Genomic DNA, 24,651 nt, shown 5'->3' on the forward strand with positions numbered 1-24,651 from the left:
TCGCAATCATGGCAGGCAGCTCCACCCACACCGTGACGAACCAGCCGCCCCCGCTGGTCGGCTACGACCTCTTCACCGCCGACCGGGCGCTCGTGGACGCCGTCGAGCGGTACACCGTTCCGGGTGTGCTGGACGAGGTGCGCGCGGAGCTGTCCGCGCTGGGCCGCTCGGCCGGCTCAGCGCAGGTGCAGGAGTGGGGGGCGCGGGCGAACGAGAACCCGCCGCGGTTGCGCACCCACGACCGTTATGGTCACCGGATCGACGAGGTCGACTTCGACCCGGCCTGGCACCGGCTGCTGGGCAAGGGGGTCGGGGCGGGGCTGACCGCGGCCTGGGCGCGGCCCTGCGGGCATGTGCGCCGGGCGGCCGGGTTCCTGATCTGGACGCAGGCCGAGGCGGGCAACTGCTGTCCGCTGTCGATGACGCACGCGGCCGTGCCCGCGCTGCGGGCCGACCCGGAGCTGGCGGCGCAGTGGGAGCCGCGGCTGACGTCGACGATCTACGACCGCGCGCTGCGGCCCGCCGGACAGAAGCCCGGCGCCCTCTTCGGCATGGCCATGACGGAGAAGCAGGGCGGCAGCGACGTACGGGCGAACAGGACCGAGGCCCGGCCGCTCGCCGAGGCCGGCACGTACACGCTGACCGGGCACAAGTGGTTCTGCTCGGCGCCGATGTCCGACGGCTTCCTGGTGCTCGCCCAGGCGCCCGGCGGCCTCACCTGCTTCCTCGTCCCGCGTGTCCTCGCGGACGGCTCTCGCAACGTGTTCCTGCTCCAGCGGCTGAAGGACAAGCTGGGCAACCGGTCCAACGCCTCGGCCGAGGTCGAGTTCGACCGGACCTGGGCGCGCCGGGTGGGCGAGGAGGGGCGCGGGGTGCGGACCATCATCGAGATGGTCACCGCGACGCGGCTGGACTGCGCGCTCGGCTCGGCGGGCCTGATGCGGCAGGCGGTGGCGCAGGCCGTGCACCATTGCGCCTACCGGGAGGCGTTCGGCGGAAGACTGATCGACAAGCCGCTGATGCGCAACGTCCTCGCCGATCTCGCGCTGGAGTCCGAGGCCGCGACGGCGCTCGCGCTGCGGCTGGCGGCCGCCTACGACGACGGCGGCGAGCGGGAACGCGCCTTCCTGCGGCTCGCGGTGCCGGCCGCGAAGTACTGGATCACCAAGCGCTGTGCGCCCGTTGTGGTGGAGGCCGCGGAGTGCCTCGGCGGCAACGGCTACGTCGAGGAGTCCGGGCTGCCCCGGCTGGTACGGGAGTCGCCGCTGAACTCCGTGTGGGAGGGCGCCGGGAACGTCCAGGCGCTGGACGTGCTCCGGGCGTTGCAGCGCGGGCCCGGAGCGCTGGACGCCTGCCTGACCGAGATCGGGCAGGCGCACGGTGCCGACCACCGCCTGGACCGGGCGGTGAAGGACCTGTTCACCGAGCTGGCCGACCTTGACGGCATCGAGGGCCGCGCCCGCCGCCTGGTGGAGCGGCTCGCGCTGGTCCTCCAGGGCGCCCTGCTGGTCCGGCACGCCCCGCCGCAGGTCGCGGACGCGTTCTGCGCCTCCCGCCTGGGCGGGGATCACGGCGCGTCCTACGGCACCCTGCCGACGGGCCTGGACCTGGAAGCGGTGGTGGAACGCGCGCGCCCTGTGCTCTGAGACAGGGGGGCGGCCCCGCCGGCTCGGGGGCGCGGGGCTGTGCGGATCGGCCGGGCCCCCGGAAGGGACGGGGTGGTGCTGCGCCGACACGGCACCACCCCGGGGGGTCAAGTCTCGGCCAGTCCCGATAAGTTCACCAGGGTTGCAGGGGGTTGCAACTTGTTTGGCCTCACGTGTGCGGAGTGTGTACCTCCGCCCGGTCCGGAGCGGCAGTATGTGAGGCACAGCCGGGCCGGAAACCGCCGCCGGTGCGGCTTGACAAGTATGTTCGAAGCCCTTTTCCGGGAGGACCCCAGTGGCGAACCCGCCGATGAACGTGGCGCGCCTGGCCGCCGTGGACGCGGCGCAGGCGGCACGGGTGCTGAGCGAGGTGCGCGCGGCCACGCTCGCCGGTCAGCGTGCGCGGATCGCGCCGCGGCCGGTGATCGAGCAGTCCTGGGGGCGCATGCTGCGCAGCGGCGTGGATCCCGATCACGACTTCAGGTCGGGTCTGCTCCCGTCGGACGAGGTGCGGCGCCGGCGTGAGGAGTCACCGCTGCGCCATGTCCTGCCCGTGCTGCGCGAGGGTCTGCTTTCGGTCGCGGACGTGGCCCAGCACATCATGGTCGTCGCGGACGCCGACGGCCGCGTGCTGTGGCGGGAGGGTGCCGCGCCGGTGCTGCGCAAGGCCGACGGTCTGGGGTTCGAACTCGGCGCGGACTGGCGGGAAGAAGTCGTCGGTACCAACGGGGTGGGGACCCCGGCGGTCGTACGCCGGCCCGTACAGGTCTTCGCCGCCGAGCACTTCGTCCGCTCGCACGCCTCGTGGACCTGTACGGGCGCCCCGATCACCGATCCCAGGGACGGCCGGCTGATCGGTGTCGTGGACGTCAGCGGCCCGCTGGAGACGATGCATCCGGCGACCCTGGCCTGGGTGGACGCGGTGGCCAAGCTCGCCGAGGCGCGTCTGAGGGAGTTGCATGTGGACTCGCTCGAGCGGCTGCGGTCGGTGGCGGCGCCGGTGCTGGCCCGGCTGGAGGGGCGGGCACTGGCGGTGGACCGGGACGGCTGGTCGGCGGCCGTGTCCGGGATGCCGTACGTACGGCGGGTCGCGTTGCCCAAGTCGCTCTCGCCGGGCCTGAGATGGCTGCCGTCGCTGGGGTCGTGCGCGGTGGAGCCGCTGGCCGGGGGCTGGTTGCTGCGGGCGACGGAGGAAGTGCCGGGCGGGGCCGCCCGGGTCGTGCTGGACCTGGCCAGGGCGGCCCGCAGCACCCTGACGGTGACCGGTTCGGCGGGTTCCTGGACGCGTGAACTCAGTCCCCGCCACGCGGAGTTGATCTTCCTGCTCGCCGAGCACCGTTCGGGCCGGGGTGCGGCAGCGCTCGCCGGGGATCTGTTCGGGGATCCCTCACGCACGGTGACGGTTCGGGCCGAGATGTCGCGGATCCGACGGTATCTCGGGGAGCTTCTGCAACACCGGCCGTATCGTTTCTGCGACGATGTGGAGATCGAGGTGCTGCTCCCCGACGACCCCCGTGACCTGCTGATTTCCTCGACGGCACCGGCGATCGCGCGCCGTCGGACGGTTTCGCACGGCGACGGGAGCGGCACGGCCTGACGGTGTCTTCCGCGTATTTGCGGGGTCTTCGCCCTGCGCGGGCCGTTACTGCCGTAGCATCCCCTGAGGGCCTCCCCAGCCGTGCCACGGGTCAACATCCGGATCATCAGGCGCAGTTGGCCCGCCTCGGCCCGCTGGGCCGTCCGGAGGCGACGGAGCCCTGGAAGAGGGGACGAGATGAAGCATCGCGGCAGACACCGGCGGCGCAGACGGGGCGCCGCACTACGCGCGGTCCTGGCCGGGACCGCACTGGCCCTCACCGCGACCGCCACCCTGATCAGCGTCTCGCAGGCGGACGTCACCGACAGCCCCGGCGCGCTCAAGCCCCTCTCCTCCCCGGCGGACACCGGCCGGCTGCGGCTCCAGGAGCAGCTGGTCCCCACCCGCACGCTCGACCGGCTGTCCGCGGCGATGGGCGGCACGGTCGGCGTGGACGACGTACTGGCGAGCGCCGACCACGCGATGCGCGCGGGCGACGACTGCTCCTCCGCCGACCACGCATCCCTGCCCGTCGACCCGGCCGCCACCCGCGCCTACTGCTGGGACCCGGCGGACACCACCGCCACCGCCTGGCGGCCCGCCTCGGTCACCGGCTCCGGGGACGCCGCCGACGACGGCGCCTTGGGCACGCACCGGGTGCTGCTCGCCGGCTGGACCCACAGCACCACCGCCGGCCGAGTTGCCGAGCGCGGTCTCGCCCGGGTCGCGTTCGTGAACGCCGACGACCTCGCCCACCTCGCCTACCGCTGGGTGCTGCTGGTGGTGCCGGGCGACGGCGGCCGCGACTACCGGGGCCTGGTCTCCGGGGTTTCGGGGATGGTCTGGTACCAGGACAAGCTGCTGGTCACCGCCAGGGAGGGCAGCGCCGACGCGCTCTACGTCTACGACCTGCACCGCATCCAGCGCACCACGGTCGACGGGCCCGCGATCGGCAGGGTGTCCGGCGGATGGTCCGCGGACGGCTATCAGTACGTGATGCCCGCGGTCGGCTCGTACCGCTTCACCGCCGGCCGCTGCGCCCCCTCCGCGGCGCCCTGCCCCGGCGCGCTCGCCCTGGACCGCAGCAGCACGCCGGGCAGCCTGGTGGCCGCCGAGTGGACCGCGCCCGGCGGCGACCTGAAGGCCCGGTTGTGGCGGTACGCGTTCAGCACCGCCCCCGGGCGCGGCGGGCTGCTCGCCACGGACGCCGCAGGACAGGTGAGTGCGGTGGAGGAGTACCGGACCCGGGCCACCGGGATCCGGGGCGTGCTGTCGTACCGGGAGGCCGGTGCGGACCATCCGTCCTGGTATGTGGGACATCTGCCCGGCTCGCGGGACGGGCACGGCAGTCTGTGGCGGCAGGACGGCACCGGGGCGAAGGCGGCCCATTGCGGGGCGGACACCTCGCACCGCTGCTGGGCCGAGGCGGCGGGCTCGCTGTCGTACTGGCGGCAGACCGGCGAGGTGTGGTCGCTGTCGGACCGCATGCTGTTCGCGCTGCCGCTGACCGAACTCGACCACTCGCTGAACTGAGCCCCGCCACCGGAGCCGGACCGCTCCGCTCGCCGGACCGAGCCCGCCACCGAGCCAAGCCGTAGCCGGACCACTTTCCGAGCCGAGCCGCCACCCGGACCACTCACTGGACCGAACCGCCGCCACCCGGACCGCTCGCTGGACCGAACCGCCGCCTGCCGGACCGCTTCCTGGACCAGCCGCCGCCCCGGACCGGACCGTTCCCCGGACCGGGCCCGGGGTGGTCCGGGCGATCGACAGATTCGCGCCGGGATGGTTCTCTGGCCCGCATGAGCAGCGTCCCTGTCACCACCTGGTCCCTGGAGCAGACGTCCCCGGCCGACCTCCTGCCCGCCGCCGCGCCCGAGGGCGACGTACGGATCGTGCGCGCCGAGGTCCCCTCCCCCGAGTTCAGCCGTTTCCTCTACGCCTCGGTCGGCGGCGACATCCACTGGACCGACCGGCTGGGCTGGACGTACGCCCGGTGGCAGGAGCACCTGGAGCGGCCCGGTGTGGAGACCTGGGTGGCCTACGACCAGGGCACCCCGGCCGGCTATGCGGAGCTGGAGGCGCAGGACGAGGGCGCCGTGGAGATCGTCTACTTCGGTCTGGTCCCCGCCTTCCGCGGCCGGCGCATCGGCGGGCATCTGCTCTCGTACGGCGCGGCCCGCGCCTGGGACCTGGCCGAGCGGTGGCCGGGACGGGCCCCGACGAAGCGCGTGTGGCTGCACACGTGCAGCAAGGACGGCGAGTTCGCCATGGACAACTACCAGCGGCGGGGTTTCCGGCTGTTCGACACCAAGGTGGAGCTGGAGCCGGACACGGCGGCGCCCGGTCCGTGGCCCGGGGCGTACCCCGCCTGATACCCCGCCCGACCTGGCGGGACAAGCCTTCGGACAGCGCATGTGAGCGACGACACCCTTGTTTCACATTTCGAGACCAGGATGTCCGAATGCTGGATAAAGCTGGACTGTGTCCAGAACGCCGTGACACGCTTCCGCCATGTCTGGAACTGGAATTGCCTTGGTGAGTCGGCGGCACGTCGATCTCGGCCGCATGTCCAGCGCCATCTGTCCGGCGAGCTGAGCCCACCAGCACCGCCGCACTCCCCGCACCTGATTTCTGCCGCGCAATGATGCGCAACCATGCCCGCGTGCGCTCGTATGCGCAGGTCAGAGCAGCATTCCGCCTGTCCCGAAGGACGTAGAACCATGGCCGCCACCCCACAGAACCCCGCCGCATCCGCGCCCCGCCGCAAGGTGAGTCGTCACCGTGGTGAAGGTCAGTGGGCCGCGGGGCACTTCACCCCGCTCAACGGCAACGAGCAGGTCAAGAAGGACGACGACGGTCTCAATGTGCGGACACGCATTGAGACGATCTACTCCAAGCGCGGTTTCGACTCGATCGACCCCAGCGACCTGCGCGGACGCATGCGCTGGTGGGGTCTGTACACCCAGCGCAAGCCCGGGATCGACGGCGGCAAGACCGCGGTCCTGGAACCGGAGGAGCTGGACGACTCGTACTTCATGCTGCGCGTGCGCATCGACGGCGGTGCGCTCACCACGCGGCAGCTGCGGGTGATCGGCGAGATCTCGCAGGAGTTCGCGCGCGGCACCGCGGACATCACCGACCGGCAGAACGTCCAGTACCACTGGATCCAGATCGAGAACGTGCCCGAGATCTGGGAACGGCTGGAGGCCGTGGGCCTGTCCACCGTCACCGCCTGCGGTGACACCCCGCGTGTGATGATCGGCTCCCCGGTGGCGGGCATCGCCGAGGACGAGATCATCGACGGCACGCCGGCGCTGGAGGAGATAAAGCGCCGGGTCCTGAACAACAAGGCGTACTCGAACCTCCCCCGCAAGTTCAAGACGGCCATCTCGGGTTCGCCGCTGCTGGACGTGGTGCACGAGATCAACGACGTGGCGTTCGTCGGGGTGCGGCACCCCGAGCACGGCCCGGGCTTCGACGTGTGGGTCGGCGGCGGCCTGTCCACCAACCCCAAGCTGGGGGTGCGGCTCGGCGCCTGGGTGCCCGTCGACGAGGTGCCGGACGTCTACGAGGGCGTCATCTCGATCTTCCGTGACTACGGCTACCGCCGGCTGCGCAACCGCGCCCGGCTGAAGTTCCTCGTCGCCGACTGGGGCGCGGAGAAGTTCCGTCAGGTGCTCCAGGACGAGTACCTGAAGCGCGAGCTGGCCGACGGGCCCGCTCCCGAGCAGCCCGTGCAGCAGTGGCGCGACCACATCGGTGTGCACCGGCAGAAGGACGGCCGGTTCTACGTCGGCTTCGCCCCGCGGGTCGGCCGGGTCGACGGCGCCACGCTCACGAAGATCGCCGACCTCGCCGAGGCGCACGGTTCCGGCCGGGTGCGCACCACCGTCGAGCAGAAGATGATCGTCCTCGACGTCGCGCAGGACAAGGTCGACTCGCTGGTCGAGGGCCTGGAGGCGCTGGACCTGACCGCGCGGCCGTCCACCTTCCGGCGCGGCACCATGGCCTGCACCGGCATCGAGTTCTGCAAGCTCGCCATCGTCGAGACCAAGCAGCGCGGCTCCCAGCTGATCGACGAACTCGAGCGCCGGCTGCCGGACTTCGACGAGCCGATCACCATCAACCTCAACGGCTGCCCGAACGCCTGTGCCCGTATCCAGGTCGCCGACATCGGCCTGAAGGGCCAACTGGTCCTCGACGACCAGGGCGAGCAGGTCGAGGGCTACCAGGTGCACCTCGGCGGCGCCCTCGGCCTCGAGGCCGGCTTCGGCCGCAAGGTGCGCGGTCTGAAGGTCACCTCGCAGGAGCTGCCCGACTACATCGAGCGGGTCCTCAAGCGCTTCCAGGCGGAGCGCGAGGACGGCGAGCGGTTCGCCGCCTGGGCTTCCCGGGCCTCTGAGGAGGCTCTGTCGTGAGCGAGCGTGCCGCGCCCTTCTACTGCCCCTACTGCGGTGAGGAGGACCTGCGTCCGGGCGAGCAGGGTCACGGCGCCTGGGAATGCGGGGCGTGCAACCGCGCATTCCAGCTGAAGTTCCTCGGGCTGCTCGCCCGGGGGCTGCAGCGAGCCGACAACGGAGGGGATGAGCGGATATGACGACGGCTCAGGAACAGCGTACGGCCGAGGAGCTGAAGGCGCTCGCCGAGCAGGCGGGCCGTGAGCTGGAGGACGCCTCCGCCCTGGAGATCCTGAAGTGGGCGGTGGACACCTTCGGCACGAAGTTCTGCGTCACCTCCTCCATGGAGGACGCCGTGGTCGCCCATCTCGCCTCGCGCGTGCGCGAGGGCGGGGCCGCCGTGGACGTCGTCTTCCTCGACACCGGCTACCACTTCCCGGAGACCATCGGCACCCGGGACGCCGTCGAGGCGGTGATGGACGTCAACGTCATCACCCTCACGCCGAAGCAGACGGTCGCCGAACAGGACGCGGAGTACGGCCCCCGGCTGCACGACCGCGACCCCGACCTGTGCTGCGCCCTGCGCAAGGTCAAGCCGCTCGAAGAGGGCCTGAAGGGCTATCAGGCCTGGGCGACCGGGCTGCGCCGCGACGAGTCCCCGACCCGGGCGAACACCCCGGTCGTCGGCTGGGACGAGAAGCGGCAGAAGGTCAAGATCTCCCCGATCGCCCGCTGGACGCAGGACGACGTGGACGCCTACGTCGCCGAACACGGCGTCCTCACCAACCCGTTGCTGATGGACGGCTACGCCTCCATCGGCTGTGCCCCGTGCACCCGCCGGGTCCTCGAGGGCGAGGACGCGCGGGCCGGCCGCTGGGCGGGCCGCGCCAAGACCGAGTGCGGGCTGCACGGATGACGACGAACACAGCCGCTCACACGGCGGCCGCGGCTACGGCTGCTGCTGTGACGGAAGCGACCAATGCGACCCAGGAGAACCACGTGACGAGCGGAGCCACCGTCTGGCTCACGGGTCTGCCGAGCGCCGGCAAGACCACCATCGCGTACGAGCTGGCCGGCCGGCTGCGCGGCGAGGGCCACCGCGTCGAGGTGCTCGACGGTGACGAGATCCGCGAGTTCATCTCGGCGGGTCTCGGCTTCAGCCGCGAGGACCGGCACACCAACGTGCAGCGCATCGGCTTCGTCGCCGAACTGCTCGCCCGCAACGGCGTCAAGGCGCTGGTGCCGGTGATCGCGCCGTACGCGGACAGCCGCAGCGCGGTGCGCGAGCGGCACGCGCAGAACGCCACGCCGTACCTGGAGATCCACGTGGCGACGCCCGTCGAGGTGTGCAGCGTCCGCGATGTGAAGGGGCTGTACGCCAAGCAGGCCGCGGGCGAGCTGACCGGACTCACCGGGGTCGACGACCCGTACGAGGAGCCCCGGACCCCGGACCTGCGCATCGAGTCCCACAACCAGACCGTGCAGGAGTCCGCGGCGTCCGTGTACGCCCTGCTGAGCGAGAGGGGACTGGCATGACCACCGTCGCCGAGTCCGCGACCGGCGGCGAGGGTACGGACAGCCCGTACGCCCTGTCGCACCTGGACGCGCTGGAGTCCGAGGCCGTGCACATCTTCCGTGAGGTGGCGGGCGAGTTCGAGAACCCGGTGATCCTGTTCTCCGGGGGCAAGGACTCCATCGTCATGCTGCACCTGGCGCTGAAGGCGTTCGCGCCGTCCGCGGTCCCCTTCTCGCTGCTGCATGTGGACACGGGACACAACTTCCCCGAAGTCCTTGACTACCGGGACCGTGTGGTGGCCGCCCATGGGCTGCGCCTGCATGTGGCCTCCGTCCAGGACTACATCGACCGGGGTGTGCTCAGGGAACGTCCCGACGGCACCCGCAACCCGCTGCAGACGCTGCCGCTGACGGAGAAGATCCAGAGCGAGAGGTTCGACGCCGTCTTCGGCGGCGGCCGCCGTGACGAGGAGAAGGCCCGCGCCAAGGAGCGGGTGTTCTCGCTGCGCGACGAGTTCTCCCAGTGGGACCCGCGCCGCCAGCGCCCCGAGCTGTGGAACCTGTACAACGGCCGGCACGCCCCGGGCGAGCACGTCCGTGTCTTCCCGCTGTCGAACTGGACCGAGCTGGACGTGTGGCAGTACATCGCCCGCGAGGACATCGAGCTGCCGCAGATCTACTTCGCGCACGAGCGTGAGGTGTTCGCCCGCGGCGGCATGTGGCTGACCGCCGGCGAGTGGGGCGGCCCCAAGGACGGCGAGAGCGTGGAGAAGCGGCTCGTGCGCTACCGCACGGTCGGTGACATGTCCTGCACGGGCGCGGTGGACTCCGAGGCCACCACGCTGGACGCCGTGATCGCCGAGATCGCCGCCTCCCGGCTCACCGAGCGGGGCGCGAGCCGTGCCGACGACAAGCTGTCCGAGGCCGCGATGGAAGACCGCAAGCGCGAGGGGTACTTCTAGCCATGAGCACGACCACGACCGAGGCGCTCTCGGCCACCACGCTGCTGCGGTTCGCCACCGCCGGCTCCGTCGACGACGGCAAGTCCACGCTCGTCGGGCGGCTGCTGCACGACTCCAAGTCGGTCCTGGCCGACCAACTGGAGGCCGTGGAGCGCGCCTCGGCGAGCCGCGGGCAGGAGGCACCCGACCTCGCGCTGCTCACCGACGGCCTGCGCGCCGAGCGGGAGCAGGGCATCACCATCGACGTGGCCTACCGCTACTTCGCCACGCCCCGGCGCCGGTTCATCCTGGCCGACACGCCGGGCCATGTGCAGTACACCCGCAACATGGTCACGGGCGCCTCCACGGCCGAGCTGACCGTGATCCTGGTCGACGCCCGCAACGGCGTGGTCGAGCAGACCCGCCGGCACGCGGCCATCGCCGCGCTGCTGCGTGTCCCGCACGTGGTCCTCGCGGTCAACAAGATGGACCTCGTCGCCTACGAGGAGCGGGCCTTCGCCGCGATCGCCGAGGAGTTCACGGCGTACGCGACCGAGCTGGGCGTCCCCGAGGTCACCGCGATCCCGATCTCGGCGCTCGCCGGTGACAACGTGGTGGAGCCGTCCGCGAACATGGACTGGTACGGCGGCCCGACCGTCCTGGAGCACCTGGAGACGGTGCCGGTCAGCCACGACCTGACGCACTGCCACGCCCGGCTGCCCGTGCAGTACGTGATCCGGCCGCAGACCGCCGAGCACCCCGACTACCGGGGCTACGCGGGCCAGATCGCGGCCGGCACCTTCCGCGTCGGTGAGCCGGTCACGATCCTGCCGTCGGGCCGGACCACGAAGATCTCCGGCATCGACCTGCTGGGCGAGCCGGTCGACGTGGCATGGACGACGCAGTCGGTGACGATCCTGCTCGAGGACGACGTCGACGTCTCGCGCGGCGATCTGATCGTGCCGACGAAGGACGCGCCGGCCACCACCCAGGACGTGGAGGCGACCGTGTGCCACGTGGCCGACGCCCCGCTGACCGTCGGGCACCGCGTGCTGCTCAAGCACGGCACCCGCACGGTCAAGGCGATCGTGAAGGACATCCCGTCCCGGCTCACGCTGGCCGACCTGTCCCTGCACCCGCACCCAGGGCAGCTCGTCGCCAACGACATCGGCCGGGTGAAGATCCGTACCGCCGAGCCGCTGCCGGTCGACTCCTACGCCGACTCGCGGCGCACCGGCTCGTTCATCCTGATCGACCCCGCCGACGGCACCACGCTCACCGCGGGCATGGTCGGCGAGTCGTTCGCCGCCCCCGAGCCGGTCAAGGACGCGGCCGACGACGACGGCTGGGACTTCTGAGCATGAACCCGACCGATGTCTATTCGACGTTCGCGAAGGAGGGCGGCCGCATCGGCAGCGGCGCCCTCGGCAGCGGGCAGGGCGGAGTGGCCCGATGTGTGTGCTGACGTACGCGCACCGCTTGCGCGCCCTCACCCCCCACCGCAGTAGACGAAGACCTGCCGACCTCCCGGCCACGACCTGAAAGACCGTGACCGCCGGGCCAACGAGAGGAAGACCTCCCGTGCCTGCCATCCGCTCCAAGCTTGTGCGTCGCGGGGTAGCCGCGCTCGCCGCGCTCCCGCTGCTCACTCTCGCCGCCTGCGGTTACGGTTCCCACGCCAAGAACGACGACACCGCCAAGATCGCCTCCGGGGCCAAGAAGATCGACGGCCTCGACACCGTGAAGATCGGTTACTTCGGCAACCTGACGCACGCCACCGCGCTGGTCGGCCGTCAGCGGGGCATCTTCCAGAAGGAGCTGGGCGCCACCAAGGCGGACTACGCGACCTTCAACGCCGGTCCCTCCGAGATCGAGGCCCTGAACTCCGGCTCCATCGACATCGGCTGGATCGGGCCCTCCCCCGCGATCAACGGCTACACCAAGTCGAACGGCAAGAGCCTGAGGATCATCGGTGGTTCGGCGTCCGGCGGGGTGAAGCTGGTCGTGAACGCGAAGAAGATCACGTCCCTCAAGGACGTCAAGGGCAAGAAGATCGCCACCCCGCAGCTGGGCAACACCCAGGACGTGGCGTTCCTCAACTGGGCGGCCGAGCAGGGCTGGAAGATCGACCCGCAGAGCGGCAAGGGCGATGTCACGGTCGTCCGCAGCGACAACAAGGTGACCCCGGACGCCTTCAAGGCGGGCTCCGTCGACGGCGCCTGGGTGCCGGAGCCGACCGCGTCCAAGCTGGTCGCCGAGGGCGGCAAGGTACTGCTCGACGAGTCCTCCCTGTGGCCGGACAAGAAGTTCGTCATCACGAACATCATCGTGCGCCAGGCCTTCCTCAAGGAGCACCCGAAGGCCGTCGAGGCCGTGCTGAAGGCCTCCGTCGAGACCAACAAGTGGATCAACGCCAACCCCGGCCAGGCGAAGGCCGCGGCGAACAAGCAGCTGGCCGACGACTCCGGCAAGGCGCTGCCCGCGAAGGTCCTGGACCCGGCGTGGAAGTCCATCCAGTTCACCGACGACCCGCTGGCCGCCACCTTGAACACCGAGGCGCAGCACGCGGTCAAGGCCGGCCTGCTGGCGAAGCCGGACCTGAAGGGGATCTACGACCTGACGATCCTCGACAAGGTCCTCAAGGCCGAGGGTGCGAGCCCGGTCGACGCCGCCGGTCTCGGCACCAGCTGACGCCCCTTCCCGATGACTTCCCAGGAGGTGACGACCATGGCCACGACCCTTGCCGAGGCCGCCCCGTCGGTCGAGTACGCCGCACGCCTCGAACACGTCTCGAAGTCCTATCCGGGACCGGGCGGGCAGCAGCTCGTCCTGGACGACATCAGCCTCGATGTCGCGCCCGGCGAGTTCGTCACCCTCCTGGGGGCCTCGGGCTGCGGCAAGTCCACCCTGCTGAACCTGGTGGCCGGCCTCGATGGGCCGACCGCCGGGTCCATCACCACGGACGGCCGTCCGGCGCTGATGTTCCAGGAGCACGCCCTGTTCCCGTGGCTGACCGCGGGCAAGAACATCGAACTCGCCCTGAAACTCAGGGGGGTTGCCAAGTCCGAGCGGCGCGGCAAGGCCGAGGAGCTGCTCGAGCTCGTCCGGCTGCAGGGCGCGTACGGCAAGCGCGTGCACGAGCTGTCCGGCGGTATGCGCCAGCGCGTGGCGATGGCCCGCGCGCTCGCGCAGGAGAGCAACCTGCTGCTGATGGACGAGCCGTTCGCGGCCCTGGACGCCATCACCCGGGACGTGCTGCACGACGAGCTGACCCGTATCTGGTCCGAGACCGGGCTGTCGGTGCTGTTCGTGACGCACAACGTGCGCGAGGCGGTGCGGCTCGCGCAGCGGGTCGTGCTGCTGTCCTCCCGTCCGGGCCGGGTGGCCCGGACGTGGGAGGTCGGCATTGCGCAGCCGCGGCGCATCGAGGACGCGCCCGTGGCGGAACTGTCCCTCGAGATCACCGAAGTACTGCGTGGGGAGATCCGCCGCCATGGCCAGCACTGAGACGACGAGCGCTCCCGGGACGGGGAGCGTGGAGGCGGGCCTCGACGCCCTGGAGACCGCGCAGCAGGGCCGTACGCCGTTCCGCAAGACCTTCGTCGACAAGATCGTGCCGCCGATCACCGCGATCGTCGTGGTGCTGGTGATCTGGCAGGGCCTGATAACCCTGAAGATCGTCGACGATCCGACCAAGCTGCCCACGCCGGGCGCGGTCTGGCACGCCTTCCGCAACGACTGGCTGCAGGGCAAACTGCTCGGCTACATCTGGACGTCCGTCTCGCGCGGTCTGCTCGGCTTCTGCTTCGCGCTGGTCATCGGCACCCCGCTGGGTCTGCTGGTGGCGCGGGTGAAGTTCGTGCGCGCGGCCATCGGCCCGATCCTGTCCGGACTGCAGTCGCTGCCCTCCGTGGCGTGGGTGCCGCCGGCCGTGATCTGGCTGGGCCTGAACAACTCGATGATGTACGCGGTGATCCTGCTCGGTGCGGTTCCGTCCATCGCCAACGGCCTGGTGTCCGGCGTCGACCAGGTGCCGCCGCTGTTCCTGCGGGCGGGCCGCACGCTGGGCGCCACCGGCCTGAAGGGCACCTGGCACGTCACCCTGCCCGCCGCCCTGCCCGGCTATGTGGCGGGCATGAAGCAGGGCTGGGCGTTCTCCTGGCGCTCCCTGATGGCCGCGGAGATCATCGCCAACTTCCCCGACCTCGGCACCGGCCTCGGCCAGCTGCTGGAGAACGCCCGCACCGCCAGCGACATGGCCATGGTCTTCGAGGCGATCCTGCTCATCCTGTTCGTCGGCATCGCCATCGACCTGCTCATCTTCAGCCCGCTGGAGCGGTGGGTGCTGCGCAGCCGCGGCCTGCTGGTGAAGGGCTGACATGCGCGCCCCGGTCCTTGTCGTCATCGCCCACGGCAGCCGCGATCCGCGGCACGCGGCGACCGTGCACGCCCTCGTGGAGCGGGTGCGGTCGCTGCGGCCCGGGCTGCGCGTGGAGACCGGGTTCCTGGACTTCAACGTCCCGTCCGTGCACGGGGTGCTGGAGTCACTCGCGGCTGAGGGCGTGCGGGACGTCGTCGCCCTGCCGCTGCTGCTGACCCGCGCCTTCCATGCCAAGGCGGACATCCCCGCCGTGCTGCGGGAGGCGCCGGCGCGGCTGCGGATCCGGCAGGCGGAGGTGCTCGGTCCGTCCCCGCTGCTGCTGTCCGCGCTGGAGCGGCGGCTGTACGAGGCGGGGCTGGCCCCCGCCGACAAGCCCTCGACCGGGGTCGTGCTGGCCTCGGCGGGGTCCTCCGACCCGGAGGCGATCGCAGTGATCGCAAGAATCGCGCGGGAGTGGTGGCACACCGGTTGGTGCGCCGTGCGGCCTGCGTTCGCCTCCGCATCCCTGCCGCGCACCGAGGACGCCGTGGCCGAGCTGCGCGCGCTCGGCTGCGCGCGGGTCGCCGTCGCGCCGTACGTCCTGGCCCCCGGCTTTCTGCCGGACCGCATCACGCGGGGCGCGGCCGGGGCGGACGTACGGGCGGACGTGCTGGGACCTGCGCCCGAGGTGGCGCGGGTACTGCTGGAGCGCTACGACGCGGCCCGCCGGCCGGCGCTGGCGGCGCTGGGCGCCTGAGCGCACCGGTGCGCCGCGGAGGGTGTCCGGGGCCTGCCGACGGTGACGCTCCGGCCGGTCACAGGTCGAGGGCGTGCAGGAGCTGCCGGGTGAAGGTGAGGCTGCCGGTGCCGGCGCCCGCCACGATGGCGACCTCCTCCAGCGCGGTGCGGATCTTGCCCCGGTTGGGCGGCAGCCCGTCCTCGGTGGACTCCTCCAGCTGGCGGTGGACGGTCTCGCCGTGCACGACGAGCGCCGGGTACTCGGCCCCCAGCGCCTCGATGAGCCGGTCCGCGACGGCCATGAGGGTCTCCAGGTCCGGCGGGCCGCTGTCGATGCCCATGCGGCCGTGGTCACCGAAGTACGTGCTCATGTCCTGTCCTCGCTTCTGGCTCGAAAGGAGCCATGGGGGCTGGGGGGTGGGGTGCGGGACCGCTGACGTTACCGACCTCGCGGGGGCGCGGGTGCGGCCGTGCGGAGCGGCTGCGGGTCGCTGTGGGGCGGTTGGGGGCCCGGGCGGTCGCGATGGCGCGGAGTGGGCCGAAAATCGCCACCCATGCGGGTGATCGGCATCCGTTGACCAGGCCCCGCGGGCGCGAGCCACGCGGGCGTACGGCGCGCAGGCGTACGGCGCGGGCGCGCGCACGCGGGCGGGTGCCAGGGCTCGGGCGCGGGGCGGCCGGCCAGGCGCCGGGGCACCGTGCCCGCGCGGTGGGGCCTCAGCCCCGCCCGCGCCCTGCCTGTCCCGCTCATGCGTCCCCCTCGTCCCCCTGTACGGCCCGTCCGTGCTGTCGACCCTAGGGACAAGCGGAGGACTTTGTCGCGAGGTTCGGCGAGCCGGGCCGCCGGAGGGCGGCGGCGTGGTACAAGGCCACCGGGTCCGGCGCTCCCCTGTGACGTCGGACCCGGTGGCTCTTCGTTCTGCGCCGGGCGCGGCCGGTGTGTCACTGGGAGAACGAACTCCCGGCGCCACAGGGGCGCTTATCAGCCAATCCGGCCGCCGGTCAGTCGAAGCGGAGGGCGCCGGTGCGGGTGCGCTTGAGTTCGAAGAAGTCGGGATGACGGGCCAACACCCGGAAGCTGTCGAAGAGTTCGGCCGCCTCGGCACCGCGCGGCACGGCGCGCAGGACCGGCCCGAACCACACCGTGCCGTCGACGTGGAGGGTGGGGGTGCCGACATAGCCGCCCGTCTCCGGTTCGGCCCCGGCCGTGTGGCTGCGGCGTACGGCGTCGTCGTACGCCGGGTCGTGGGCGGCGGCCGCCAGCCCTGCGGGGAGCCCCAGTTCGGCCAGCGACTCGGCGATCACCTCGTCGAAGTCCTTGACGCCGCGTTCGTGGATCCGAGTGCCGAGCGCGGTGTAGAGGTCGCGCAGCACGCCCTCGCCGTGCTGTTCCGCCGCGGCCACGGCGACCCGTACCGGGCCGATCGAACGGTCCACCAAGTCCCGGTACCAGTCCGGGAGTTCGTTGCCGATGTTGTGCAGGTACAGGCTCATCGCCCGGAACCGGAGGTCGAGCGGGCGCAGCCGCTCGACCTCCAGCAGCCAGCGGGAGGTGATCCAGGCGAAGGGGCAGGCCGGGTCGAAGAAGAAGTCGACCCGGGTACGGCCGGCTTCCACGAAGGCGGAGGCGGACGCGGAGGGATCGGTGGAAGCAGAAACGGAAGCAGAGGTGGCGGTGGCAGGGGCAGCGGCAGAGGAACTGTGCGTCATGGCGATGACGCTAGTCGGACACCGGTACAGGATCCCGGCCCACTTGCTTCCTCTTTTTCTGGGCCAATCGGCTGGGCTTCCGGGCCGGTCCACGGGACACTCAGCCGGTCCGCCGCGCCACCGCGTCGGCCCTGCGCACCAGTTCCCCGACCGGCATCGACCCGGCGGCCCGGCCCTCGCGGGCGAACCGGTTCGCGAGCGACTGGAGGAGTTCGTTCAGCGGGGTGGCCACGCCGTGCAGCCGGCCGAGCAGGGCGATCTCGCCGTTGAGGTAGTCCGCCTCGATGGTGCCGGTGCCGCGGGCCAGGGACTGCCAGGAGGAGCCGCCGCCGCGCGGGGCACCGTCCAGCGGCACCAGGGTCACCTTGTCGCCGCGTGCCGCGCGCTGCTCCCCGGCGTCCGCGTGCGCGATACCGGCGGCGTCGAGCACGGCCTCGCCCTCGGCGCGTACGCGCGCGAGCAGGGCGTGCGCGGCGTCGTCGGCGGCGGGTCCGCACAGCGCCTCGAAGGCGGTGCCGAGGTTCCAGAGCAGCTTGGCGTACTGCCAGCGGGCCACGTCCGGCACGACCGGTGCCTCGAAGCGGGCGCCGGCCAGGTCGGCGGCGATCCGGCGGGCGGTGTCGTCGGTGCCGTGCGGCAGCCGGCCGAGGTGCAGGATGCCGGTGAGCGGGCTGCCCGCGGCGGAGACGACGCCGGGCTCCACGAAGGTCGAGGGCAGCCAGACGCAGACGCCGTACACGCGCCGGAAGCGGCGCAGTGCCAGCCGTCCGCTCTCCACGCCGTTCTGCAGGCAGACGAGCGGCAGCCGCTCCGCCGCCGTACCGCCGCCCGTCACGGGCAGCTCCGCCCAGGTCTGCAGCGCGGACACGGTGTCCTGGGTCTTCACGGCGAGGACGAGGACGTCGTCGGCGCGCAGCTCGCCGAGCGGACCGGGCCCGTCGACGGCGGGCAGCCGGTACGTCAACTCCCCTTCCGGAACCCGCAGTCGCAGACCGTGTCCGGCCAGAGCCGCCAAGTGCTTGCCGCGGGCCACGAGAACGACCTCACGTCCGGCCTGGGCGAGACGTCCGCCGACGGTCCCGCCGACCGCTCCCGCCCCGATGATGACGTAGCGCATGGGTCGAGCTTCGCACACGCGTGCCCGCGCCCCGTCACTGCTCCTCAGCCGTCAACTCCACCAGTTTGAGCACCGTGTTCCAGTTCCGGCTCGTGGCGATCAGTCCCTTGGCCGGCTGCCGGCCCAGTGTCTCGGCGAGCTTGGAGCGGCCGACGCCGTCCGGGGCGTAGAGGTACAGGCAGCGGTCGCCGAGGCGGAACTCCTCGGGCAGGTGGGCGGATCGGTCGATGCCGGCATAACGGTCCGGGGTGACGGGTGCGGAGAAGTACGTGACGTGCAGTTGCCTGGCCTGCAGGTCGGCGGCCGGGAACGGGCAGGCCTCGGCCACGGCCCGCAGATACGCGTGGTCGCGCACGAGCACGTCGACCGGGAAGCCGAAGCGCTCCTCGATCGCCCGGCTCAGCTCCGCCGCCAGCGACTCCTCGTCCCCTCGGCCGGTGCTGAAGACGGCCTGGCCGCTTTGCAGATAGGTCCGTACGCCGGTGTGACCGAGGCCGGTCAGCAGGGTCCGCAGCTCGGCCATGGGCACCTTCTTGGCGCCGCCGACATTGATTCCGCGCAACAGCGCCGCGTAGGTCGTCATCCCGCCAGCCTAGAAGGGCCGTCGTGCCCCGTGGGGGCGGGCACGACGGCCGGGCCCGCGCAGGGCGGGCTGCGCGAAACTCTGTCCGATGGGCGGGGGCCGGATCAACCTCTCCACGCAGCTGTGACTTGTTCAACAAGCTTTTGTAATCACAAACTGGCGCGCTGGCGGCGGAACGGACATCCCTCGTCCCGGCGGAAGGCCCCGACCGTAGACCGTGGCCTCGCGGCCACCCCGAGGCGTGTCCCCGAGATGCCCCGATAGGTGTAAGGGGCCGTCGTCCTCCCCAGTGCGGAGAGGCGGGACGCGCACTTCACCGGGCAGTACGACGAGACGTCTTTACCCGGCCCATACAGTCGATACGGAGCAAGGGCACAGGTGGCGGCAGGGGGCCGCCACCGCACACGAGGGGGCAGACCCGTCATGGGGAACACACAGGTGCGGGTGCGGGGGCTGGCCGCCCGCGCGGGCGGCTGGAGCGCCCGGCACCGCTGGGCGGCCGTCGGCATATGGGTGCTGTTCGTCGTTCTGGCACTGGGACTCGGCTCGGCGGCGGGCCGGGTCGACGTGAACGAGGGCGACCAGCTCAAGGGCGAGACGCACACCGCCGCGCGGATCATCGACGACGCGGGCATCAAGCAGCCGGCCGGCGAGACCGTCCTGATCCAGTCGAAGGACAGTGGCCAGACGGCGACCGGCGGCGACTTCCGGGCGGCCGTCACCGAGGTGGTGAGGGCCGTCGGAGCAACCGGCAAGGTCACCGGCGTGACCTCCCCGTACACCACGCACACCATCTCCCGGGACGGCCGCAGCGCGCTGGTGCAGTTCGACATGCGGGGCGACGCCAAGACGGCCGTCGACCGGGTCGAGCCGGTGCTGGACGCCGTCGCCGGGGTGCAGAAGCGGCACAGCGGTCTGCGGATCGAGGAGATCGGCGCCGCCAGCATGCAGAAGCAGTACAAGGACGCGTTCGGCGACGATTTCAAGCAGGCGGAGTACTCGGCGGTGCCGGTGGCCCTCGGCATCCTGCTGATCGCGTTCGGCGCGCTGGTGGCCGCGCTGCTGCCGGTCGGGCTCGCGGTCACCGCCATCATGGCGACGATGGGCCTGATGGGCGTGGTCAGTCATCTGCAGCCGATGAGCGACACCGCCAACTCCGTGATGCTGCTGGTCGGTATGGCCGTCGGCGTCGACTACTGCCTGTTCTACCTGCGCCGTGAGCGCGAGGAGCGGGCCGCCGGGCGCGACGCGGCCACCGCGCTCAGGATCGCCGCCGCCACCAGCGGCCGGGCGGTCATCGTCTCCGGGGTCACGGTGTGCGTGGCGATGGCGGGCATGCTGTTCACCGGGCTCGCCGAGTTCGAGGCCATGGGCCTGGCCTCGCTGATGGTGGTCGCGGTCGCCATGGTCGGGTCGGTCACCGTACTGCCCGCGCTCCTTTCGCTGCTCGGCGAGCGCGTGGAGAAGGGCCGGATCCCGTTCCTCGCCCGTCGGCGCCGCCGGCACGGCGCGGGCGAGGGCAGCCGGTTCTGGTCGGCCGTCCTGCGCGCCGTACTGGCCAGGCCGCTGGTCTCGGTCGCCGTGGCGGCCGGCACACTGCTGGCGATCGCAGCGCCCGCGCTCGGCATGAAGACCCAGCAGCTCACCCTGGACCAGGAGTTCGGCAAGTCGCTGCCCATCGTGCAGACCTACGACCGCGTCAACGACGCCTTCCCCGGCGGCAGCGAGCCGGCCCAGGTCGTCGTCAAGGCCAAGGACATCGGCGCCCCCGAAGTACGGCAGGCGCTGGCCGACTTCAAGCAGCGGGCGATCACCTCGGGTGCCTCACGCGGCCCGGTCGACATCCGGGTGTACGGCACGCGGAACGTGGCCCTGGTCTCCGTACCGCTGGTCGGCGGCTCCGACATGGACAAGGCGGTCGCGAGCCTCGGCATCCTGCGCGACGAGGTACGGCCCGCGACGCTCGGCAAGGTCGACGGCCTGCAGGCGCCGGTCACCGGACAGGTCGCCGGCAACCACGACTTCAACGACCAGCTGCTCGGTTCCGTCGCCCCGGTCTTCGCGTTCGTGGTCGCCTTCGCCTTCCTGCTGATGCTGCTGTCGTTCCGCTCACTGACCGTCGCGATCACCTCGATCGTGCTCAACCTGCTGTCGGTGGGCGCGGCCTACGGCATCCTCGTCGCGGTCTTCCAGCACGGCTGGGGTGCCTCGCTGGTCGGCGCGCAGGGCGTCGGCGCGATCGTGACCTGGCTGCCGTTGTTCCTGTTCGTGATCCTGTTCGGGCTGTCGATGGACTACCACGTGTTCGTCGTCTCCCGCATCCGCGAGGCCCGCACGCGCGGCCTGGACACGCGGGACGCGATCCGGCACGGCGTGGTCACCACGGCCGGCGTCGTCACCAGTGCCGCGGTCATCATGGTCGCCGTGTTCGCGATCTTCGGCACGCTGTCGATGCAGTCCATGAAGCAGATGGGCGTGGGCCTGGCCGCGGCGGTCCTCATCGACGCCACCGTCATCCGCGGGGTACTGCTGCCGGCCGTGATGGCGCTGCTCGGCGAGCGCAACTGGTACCTGCCGAAGTGGCTGCACCGGCTGCCCGACCTCACCCACGACGAGCCGCAGCAGCCGCCCGCCACGCACCCCGCACGCGAGCAGGACGAGCGCCTGCCGGTCTGATCCCGCACCACCGACGCGGGCCGGCCTGATACCGGCCCGCCGACGGGGGTTCGCCTGATACCGGATCCCGTCGGCGGGCCGTCAGATGCCGGTCCATTGAGGGACGTTCGCCTGATACCGGTCCGCCGACGGGGGACCGCCCGATCTCGTTTCAGTCAAGGGGGTCCGTCGGCACCGGGGTGTCGGCGGGCCCTCTGTCGGCTCTTCTCACTCGCGGCCGTGCCGGGGCAGCTCCGCCTCGATGAGGTCCGCCGCCCGGCGGGTGCCGCCCTCCTCGGCCATACCGGTCCGGATCGTCTTCAGGCGGCGGGCCACCTCGGGGTCGTCCACCAGGGCGAGGGCGGTCTCGCGGAGACGGTCGGCGGTGGCCTCCTCGGTGTCCAGCCGGCGGGCGACGCCGAGGCCCTCGAGCATGTCGGCGTTGCCGAACTGGTCGACGGCCTGCGGTACGGCGATCATCGGTGTGGCGGTGGCGAGGCCCTCCTGGCTGCCACCCGCGCCCGCGTGGGTGACGAACAGGTCGGCCTGCTGCAGGATCGCCAACTGCGGCACCCAGCTGTGAACTTCGACGTTGCCGGGTACGTCGCCCAACTCGGCGGCGGACACATGGCGGCCGACCTGGAGGACCAGATGCCATCCGGGCAGGTCCCCGAAGGCGCGGACACACTCGCGGTAGAACCCGGGCTGCTTGGTGAAGGCCGAACCCAGGGACACCAGCGCGACCTTGTCGGCACCGGCCGGCCGCTGCCAGCCGCCCTGATCGGCACGGTCGCCCTGACAGGCACCGACAAAGGTGTGGACGCTCTCGTCGACCCGGTCGGCGTGCGGCTGGAGGGCCTTGGGAATGAGCACGATCGAGCGGGTCGGGCCGATGAAGGAGTCCCATCGTCCGGTGATCCCGTTCTCGGCCAGCCAGGACGCGAACCGTGCCTCGTAGGCCTGCCCGCGTTCGGTCTTCCTCGGCTCGGCCCACATCGGCTCGAACACCTCCTCCTCGTACCCCTCCCAGGCGACGAGGTTCGGCGAGAGGGAGACCGCCGGGACTCCCCAGCGGTGGGCCAGCACACGGGCCGGGTAGGAGGCGATGTCGTGCAGGACGAGGTCGGGCTCGTCGCCGGTGTACGCCTCGATGAGCTGCGGCAGCGCCTGGATCGCGTCGGCCAGGAACGGCTCCACGTTGTCCAGCAGCGTGCTCCCCCACGCCTCCGGGTCCGCGTCGGGTCCGGGCAGCGTGGAGGTGTACGGCACGGGCCGGGCACCCGTGGCCGCCACCTTGTCGGCGAACACCGGCGGAATGGCGTACGTGACCCGGTGACCCCGGGCGACGAGTTCGCGGATCACCTCCAGGCTGGGGTTCACATGGCCGTGCGCGGCGATGGAGAACATGGCGATGTGGGAGCGAGTGGTCATGGCGTCCACCGTAGACGAGACGAGACGTCTCGTTCAAAGTGATATTCCGCAGCGCCCAGCGGCGGACCCACGCTGAACAGCAGGACGGGGATCAGGGCCGGCAGGGCGAGGAACCGGTTGAGGTCCATGCCTCGTCACGGACCCTCGCACACCGCCCGACCTGTGCGAATGCGAGACTGGCGGCGGGCAGATCCGAGCGCACGGAGGCACGGAGGCACGATGGACGAGGCACGGGCACGGGACGTACTGGCCGCGGCGGGAGTGCTGCCGGGACCGGCCGGCAACGCCCGGCTCCTCGCCCTCGGCGAGAACGCGGTGTTCGCCGCCGGTGACCTGGTGGTGAAGGTGGGGCGCGACGCCGAACTGCTGGAGCGGGCCCGGCGCGAGCTGGACATCGCCGGCTGGCTGGCCGGAGCGGGCGTGCCGGCGGTACGGGCGGCCGAGCCGAGACCGCGGCTGGTCGAAGGGCACCCGGTGACCGTGTGGCACCGGCTGCCGGAGCCGGTACGGCCCGCCGAGCCGCGCGATCTGGCGGAGCTGCTGCGGCTGGTGCACGCACTGCCCTCCCCTCCTTTCACATTGCCGCCCCGCGAGCTGCTGGGTGGCGTCGAGCGCTGGCTGCGGCTCGCGGGCGACGCGATCGACCCCGAGGACGCGGCCTGCCTCCGTGAGCGCCGGGACGGTTTCGCGGCGGCCGCGGCCGCGCTGACGCCCCATCTGCAGCCGGGGCCCATCCATGGCGACGCGCTGCCCCGCAATGTGCACATTGGGCCGGACGGGCCGGTCCTCGTCGACCTCGAGACCTTCTCGGCGGATCTGCGCGAGCACGACCTGGTGGTGATGGCCCTCTCCCGCGACCGGTACGGTCTGCCCGCCGAGGCGTACGACTCCTTCACCGAGGCCTACGGGTGGGACGTGCGCGAGTGGGCGGGCTGTGCGGTGCTGCGCGGCGCGCGGGAGACGGCCAGCTGCGCCTGGGTGGCCCAGCATGCGCCGAGCAATCCGAAGGCCCTGGCCGAGTTCCGGCGCCGGGTGGCGTCGTTGCGGGACGGGGACGAGACGGTGCGGTGGTATCCCTTCTGAGGGGCTCCACCGGCTTGTTCTGTGCTTGGCCCCGCCGCCCCGGCGGTACGACCGCCCGCGGCTATGCGGATCTGGCGCCCGCGGTCTGCGCGGACCCGTCCCCCGCCGGCTCCCGCATGGGCCACGTGCCGTCGACCACCGCCCCCGTGTCCCCCTTGCGGCGCAGGAACGCCTGGAAGTCCGCCGCCCAGTCCGCGTACCACTGGATCTGGCGGTGGTGCAGCTCCGCCGGGCTCAGGGACGCGATCTTCGGGTGGCGGTCGGCTATCGCGCCGGCCAGGCGCGCCGCGGCAAGGGCGTCCGACGCGGCGTCGTGGGCCGTCTCGAGGACCACGCCGTACTCGGCGCAGACCGCTTCCAGGTTCCGCTTGCCGCGGCGGTAGCGCTCGGCCCAGCGGTCGATCGTGTACGGGTCGACGACCGGGGCGGGCGGGGCGCCGCCCAGCCGGTCGGAGAGGGACGGCAGGCCGTGCCGGCGCAGCTCGGCGGAGAGCAGGGTGAGGTCGAAGGCCGCGTTGTAGGCGACGACCGGGACGCCCGCCTTCCAGTACCCGGTGAGGGTCTCGGCCAGGGCGTCGGCCACCTGGTCGGCGGGCCGGCCCTCGGCCGTCGCGCGTTCGGTGCTGATGCCGTGCACCGCGACCGCGTCCGCCGGGATCTCCACGCCCGGGTCGGCCAGCCATTCCCTGCGCCCCACGGGCTCGGCGGCCCTGACCTCTATCACCGCGCCGGTGACGATACGCGCCTCGTGCGGATCCGTGCCGGTCGTCTCCAGGTCGAAGCCGATCAGCAGCTCACGGTGCCAGCCCATGGCGGCCCCCCTTCTCGGTGGTGCTGTCCCCCAGTGGCCTCCACCCTCGCACGCGGCACTGACAATCCGAGGACGGCATTCCGCT

The 24,651-nt window shown here is 71.9% G+C and carries 22 protein-coding genes and 1 pseudogene; 17 read left to right on the forward strand and 6 right to left on the reverse strand.

Features of this window, described 5'->3' with window-relative positions; genetic code table 11:
* Positions 1-8 precede the first annotated feature (8 nt).
* The 15 genes from A6P39_RS11235 to A6P39_RS11305 all read left to right on the forward strand — a co-directional run bounded on the left by A6P39_RS11235 (position 9) and on the right by A6P39_RS11305 (position 15,195).
* Entirely contained in the window at positions 9-1,646 is a 1,638-nt protein-coding gene (locus A6P39_RS11235) for an acyl-CoA dehydrogenase family protein (protein WP_067056085.1), read from the forward strand.
* Positions 1,647-1,956: 310 nt separating this feature from the next.
* Positions 1,957-3,243, forward strand: coding sequence for a GAF domain-containing protein (locus A6P39_RS11240; RefSeq protein ID WP_199841043.1), 1,287 nt, complete (start codon positions 1,957-1,959; stop codon positions 3,241-3,243).
* Positions 3,244-3,420: 177 nt separating this feature from the next.
* The gene (locus A6P39_RS11245) at positions 3,421-4,755 is read left to right on the forward strand and encodes a hypothetical protein (protein ID WP_067056091.1); all 1,335 of its coding nucleotides are present in this window, start codon (positions 3,421-3,423) and stop codon (positions 4,753-4,755) included.
* A 269-nt stretch (positions 4,756-5,024) separates the two neighbouring features.
* The gene (locus A6P39_RS11250) at positions 5,025-5,597 is read left to right on the forward strand and encodes a GNAT family N-acetyltransferase (protein ID WP_067056094.1); all 573 of its coding nucleotides are present in this window, start codon (positions 5,025-5,027) and stop codon (positions 5,595-5,597) included.
* Between the two features lie 139 nt (positions 5,598-5,736).
* The gene (locus A6P39_RS11255; protein ID WP_309486338.1) at positions 5,737-5,820 is read left to right on the forward strand and encodes a putative leader peptide; all 84 of its coding nucleotides are present in this window, start codon (positions 5,737-5,739) and stop codon (positions 5,818-5,820) included.
* A gap of 125 nt (positions 5,821-5,945) precedes the next feature.
* Complete coding sequence (locus A6P39_RS11260; protein WP_067056097.1) at positions 5,946-7,643, forward strand: nitrite/sulfite reductase; 1,698 nt, start codon at positions 5,946-5,948, stop codon at positions 7,641-7,643.
* Positions 7,640-7,822, forward strand: coding sequence for a hypothetical protein (locus A6P39_RS11265; protein WP_067056099.1), 183 nt, complete (start codon positions 7,640-7,642; stop codon positions 7,820-7,822). The genes A6P39_RS11260 and A6P39_RS11265 overlap by 4 nt, the downstream gene beginning before the upstream one ends.
* Positions 7,819-8,538, forward strand: a complete 720-nt coding sequence (locus tag A6P39_RS11270) for a phosphoadenylyl-sulfate reductase (RefSeq protein WP_067056102.1) — start codon at positions 7,819-7,821, stop codon at positions 8,536-8,538. Before A6P39_RS11265 ends, A6P39_RS11270 begins: the two co-directional genes overlap by 4 nt.
* Positions 8,539-8,621: 83 nt before the next feature.
* On the forward strand, positions 8,622-9,158 hold the full coding sequence (cysC, locus tag A6P39_RS11275) for an adenylyl-sulfate kinase (protein ID WP_067056104.1): 537 nt from the start codon (positions 8,622-8,624) through the stop codon (positions 9,156-9,158).
* Positions 9,155-10,099 (forward strand): sulfate adenylyltransferase subunit CysD, encoded by a 945-nt coding sequence (gene cysD / locus A6P39_RS11280; protein ID WP_067056107.1) that lies wholly within the window; start codon positions 9,155-9,157, stop codon positions 10,097-10,099. The genes cysC and cysD overlap by 4 nt, the downstream gene beginning before the upstream one ends.
* A gap of 2 nt (positions 10,100-10,101) precedes the next feature.
* The gene (locus tag A6P39_RS11285) at positions 10,102-11,436 is read left to right on the forward strand and encodes a sulfate adenylyltransferase subunit 1 (RefSeq protein WP_067056110.1); all 1,335 of its coding nucleotides are present in this window, start codon (positions 10,102-10,104) and stop codon (positions 11,434-11,436) included.
* A 223-nt stretch (positions 11,437-11,659) separates the two neighbouring features.
* On the forward strand, positions 11,660-12,769 hold the full coding sequence (locus A6P39_RS11290) for an aliphatic sulfonate ABC transporter substrate-binding protein (protein ID WP_067056113.1): 1,110 nt from the start codon (positions 11,660-11,662) through the stop codon (positions 12,767-12,769).
* Positions 12,770-12,781: 12 nt separating this feature from the next.
* A complete protein-coding gene (locus A6P39_RS11295; RefSeq protein WP_199841041.1) occupies positions 12,782-13,585 on the forward strand; it encodes an ABC transporter ATP-binding protein in 804 nt (267 codons plus the stop codon).
* Positions 13,572-14,456, forward strand: coding sequence for an ABC transporter permease (locus A6P39_RS11300; protein WP_067056119.1), 885 nt, complete (start codon positions 13,572-13,574; stop codon positions 14,454-14,456). Before A6P39_RS11295 ends, A6P39_RS11300 begins: the two co-directional genes overlap by 14 nt.
* 1 nt (position 14,457) lies before the next feature.
* Positions 14,458-15,195: a sirohydrochlorin chelatase gene (locus tag A6P39_RS11305; protein WP_067056122.1), complete on the forward strand. Its 738-nt coding sequence runs from the start codon at positions 14,458-14,460 to the stop codon at positions 15,193-15,195.
* Positions 15,196-15,253: 58 nt separating this feature from the next.
* Here the strand turns inward: A6P39_RS11305 and A6P39_RS11310 are convergent, their stop codons facing one another.
* The 4 genes from A6P39_RS11310 to A6P39_RS11325 form a co-directional block, all read right to left on the reverse strand.
* On the reverse strand, positions 15,254-15,547 hold the full coding sequence (locus A6P39_RS11310; protein ID WP_067056124.1) for a hypothetical protein: 294 nt from the start codon (positions 15,545-15,547) through the stop codon (positions 15,254-15,256).
* 631 nt (positions 15,548-16,178) lie between these two features.
* Entirely contained in the window at positions 16,179-16,886 is a 708-nt protein-coding gene (locus tag A6P39_RS11315; RefSeq protein WP_067056127.1) for a mycothiol-dependent nitroreductase Rv2466c family protein, read from the reverse strand.
* Positions 16,887-16,986: 100 nt separating this feature from the next.
* Positions 16,987-18,003 (reverse strand): ketopantoate reductase family protein, encoded by a 1,017-nt coding sequence (locus tag A6P39_RS11320; RefSeq protein ID WP_067056130.1) that lies wholly within the window; start codon positions 18,001-18,003, stop codon positions 16,987-16,989.
* A 34-nt stretch (positions 18,004-18,037) separates the two neighbouring features.
* Complete coding sequence (locus A6P39_RS11325) at positions 18,038-18,586, reverse strand: DUF1697 domain-containing protein (RefSeq protein ID WP_067056133.1); 549 nt, start codon at positions 18,584-18,586, stop codon at positions 18,038-18,040.
* A 423-nt stretch (positions 18,587-19,009) separates the two neighbouring features.
* Here A6P39_RS11325 and A6P39_RS11330 point away from each other — a divergent pair, with 423 nt between their 5' ends.
* A complete protein-coding gene (locus A6P39_RS11330) occupies positions 19,010-21,262 on the forward strand; it encodes an MMPL family transporter (protein ID WP_107304542.1) in 2,253 nt (750 codons plus the stop codon).
* A 207-nt stretch (positions 21,263-21,469) separates the two neighbouring features.
* Here A6P39_RS11330 and mgt read toward each other — a convergent pair.
* Positions 21,470-22,724 (reverse strand): annotated as a pseudogene (gene mgt, locus A6P39_RS11335) (macrolide-inactivating glycosyltransferase).
* Positions 22,725-22,891: 167 nt separating this feature from the next.
* On the opposite strand from mgt, the gene A6P39_RS11340 reads away from it, so the two are divergent.
* Entirely contained in the window at positions 22,892-23,755 is an 864-nt protein-coding gene (locus A6P39_RS11340; protein WP_067056139.1) for a phosphotransferase enzyme family protein, read from the forward strand.
* Positions 23,756-23,816: 61 nt separating this feature from the next.
* Here the strand turns inward: A6P39_RS11340 and A6P39_RS11345 are convergent, their stop codons facing one another.
* Complete coding sequence (locus A6P39_RS11345) at positions 23,817-24,566, reverse strand: 3'-5' exonuclease (RefSeq protein WP_067056141.1); 750 nt, start codon at positions 24,564-24,566, stop codon at positions 23,817-23,819.
* Positions 24,567-24,651: the final 85 nt, after the last annotated feature.

Source organism: Streptomyces sp. FXJ1.172, from assembly GCF_001636945.3.
Taxonomy (GTDB): domain Bacteria; phylum Actinomycetota; class Actinomycetes; order Streptomycetales; family Streptomycetaceae; genus Streptomyces.